The organism is Marinobacter sp. L-13 (genome assembly GCF_056857715.1).
Genome location: NZ_JBSXNQ010000023.1, coordinates 1 through 2601 on the forward strand (window position 1 = coordinate 1; position 2601 = coordinate 2601).

A 2601-nucleotide genomic window follows, 5' to 3' on the forward strand; every position below is an offset into this window, starting at 1 on the left:
CGCCAGTGCGCCATCCGGCCAAGCGCCGCCGCCTGAGAACGGTGATGCAGGAACTGATGACCATGGCCTGCCGCCTGGTGCACAGCGGCCGGCAGTGGATTCTGCGCTTTGGTCGGCACTGTCCGGGCTTTGCCGTTTACCGCGACCTCTATGGAAGCCTTGCCGCCTCCGGTTAAGCAAGTCCGACAACAGCCGCTACCTTAAAGCCACCCGGAAAACCAGCCCGGGGCAACCCGCTATTGCCTGACGACCAGAAGTTGATCAAAACGCGCCCAAATTTGGCCGCTGATCGACGTCAGACTGCACGTTCCGGCATTATCAACCTGCTTTTGACCAAGTGATGGCTCCCGTTAGCGCCGATGGCGCTTTGCGGAGTATACTGGCCTGCAAAGTCACTGATTCAGGAAATAGTCAATACCGAAAAAATCTTTACCGTGAAAACCTTCGGCGCCCCAACCCTAAAATGTTCAGAGTCAAAGCGCCGAAGACTAGTCTTTCGCTGTCGTTACGACAGTTTAAAAGTTGTACTGAGCGGCAAACATCAACCGGCTCGCATCCCCATCGTCACCGTCAACTTCGTCGACCATGAAGTAGCTGTATTCAACACCCATGGTCACTGCTTTCGCAGGAGACCACTGGTAGTTAATCATCGCCATGGTGTTAGTTTCCTGTTTGTTACCAATGTCGGCTGAACCGGGAAGATCACGCAGCGCGTCATCCCAGTCTACCTCCACCATGCCGACGCCCGTGTTTATTGAGCGGCCACCGCCCAGGTCAAAGGACGCGCCGGCTGAGGCACCGTACCCGCTGATCAACTCAACGCTGCCTGAGCTATTAACATAGCCGTAATCTACGGCATAGTTGTCACCTGACCGGTACAGGTAGATGTCGCCACCGTTCACGTAGTTGAAAACGCCATACAGTGTCACCGTGTCTGAGGCTGCGAAGGTGAGCGCGCCAAAAGCGCCGTAACCGATTGCACTGTCATCTTGAGTGCCGGTATCGTAATCAATTTGGCGCACGAATGCGGCAGTTGAGTAGGAGATGGCACCAGCGCTATCTTCCAGGCGTGCGGTTGCAATCGGCAGACTTGTTTTCTGCTCAATGTCCGGATCGGTAGCGATGAGGCTTGCGAAATTAAAGGGCTGTTCGAGGGAGACGGACACTGGGCCGCTGGTATAACGCACCTGAGATGTCCGGAACTGGCTGCCTGCGTTGCCTGGCATGCCGTCAAACTCGAGTGTCGGGATGAAGCCAACAAAACTGTTGTAGTTTGACCAGTTTTGGCCCGCCATCACGCCCTTGTACTCGCCATACGCGTGACGAAGCCGGAGGTTGCCGTACCGAAAGCCGCCCTCAACGACTATCTTGACGCCCTGAGGAAGCGTCGCTTTCACGCCGAGCCTGCTTTGCGTCGCGTCAGCGCCGAAATAGCCAGTGGCCTCGTTGATTTCGTCTGCTCCAGTATTAATCTTGCTGAAGTCGCCCGCCCGAGTTGGTTCTGAGATGTCTTCCTCAATGTCGTAGCTGGCGTTAAGGCGGGCGTAACCGTACACTTCTATTTCGTAGCCCTTCAGATTGGTCATATGGTCGGCATCGCCCAAAATCTTCATGGCACTAGCTGGACTCGCAATGCCAAAAACCAGCAAGGAGGTTGCTGCCTGGATGGAGGTTCTCAGTTTTGATCTTTTCATTTGTTGTCTCCGAGTAATATTATTATTCGACCCGTCAACGAGGTTAGTTAGCAATCGGTAACAATTCAAATGAATTTGCATTTTATTTAGACGAAGGTCTATAAATTCTTTTCGTTGTAATATAGACATCTGCGGTTACCTGAGCAGCCCGTATTGCTGTAGTGGCTGCAGAAACCGATGGCTTCGACGTTGAGCGCGCCATGGCGCAAACGGGCACCCAGTTCGTAGTTTACGCTGATTTCCGGGTCTAGGTCGGTGTCACTGGCACCCACTCCGGGTAGCAGTTCCGTGTTAGGGCAGCAGTTCCGTGGTGCCAGGCTGGTGCGCACCTTGGTGAGAAAACCATAAAAAAAGGGCAGAAAAATCTGCCCTAAAAACCTGAGTAACTCATTTACTCGCAAACAAGTCTAGCAGGGTAGTCTGAATCCAGCCTGAATTTTCAGATTATTTTTTACAACGATTCTCACTTACTGGCGTCAAGTTAAACATGCGCTCGATCAAGGATTAGAATGCGTACTGCAACCTTGCGCGAACTTCATCTCCGCTCGCGCCATTGGCTTCTTCGCCATCCATGTAGCTCATTCCAAGTCGAACATTCTTGTTGGCCTAATAGTTAACGCCCAGTGTTGTTTGGTTACCGTCGGTCTTACCGCCGGTCGTGGTGGCCACCCCCACATCACTGTATTTTCCGTCACGATCCTCAAAGCGGGCAACAACTTCCGAGGCCTCTTTGGGTGATGCCGGTTTTACCCGGTTGAATGCTCCGGCTTTGTAAGGACGCCTTTGGCCGGTGATGATCCAGCCAAGCTGTACGTAATAACCATCAACATCCACCTGCCCTTCGTCGGAATCGAAATATTGGGCCTGGGCATGGAAGCGCCCGGAAGCGGCGGCGAGATCCAGATTA

Annotated in this window: 2 protein-coding genes and 1 pseudogene; 1 reads left to right on the top strand and 2 read right to left on the bottom strand. The window is 53.2% G+C overall.

The genetic code is table 11. From position 1 onward, the window contains the following. Positions 1–176: pseudogene (locus tag AC13DD_RS01050) on the top strand (IS1380 family transposase); the annotation flags it as partial. A 339-nt stretch (positions 177–515) separates the two neighbouring features. Here AC13DD_RS01050 and AC13DD_RS01055 read toward each other — a convergent pair. Beyond that, positions 516–1694 carry a hypothetical protein gene (locus tag AC13DD_RS01055; protein WP_041333826.1) on the bottom strand — a complete coding sequence of 393 codons (1179 nt, stop codon included), beginning with the start codon at positions 1692–1694 and terminating at the stop codon, positions 516–518. Between the two features lie 606 nt (positions 1695–2300). Further along, the coding region (locus AC13DD_RS01060; RefSeq protein ID WP_482930733.1) for a porin at positions 2301–2601 on the bottom strand (301 nt) is incomplete at its 5' end.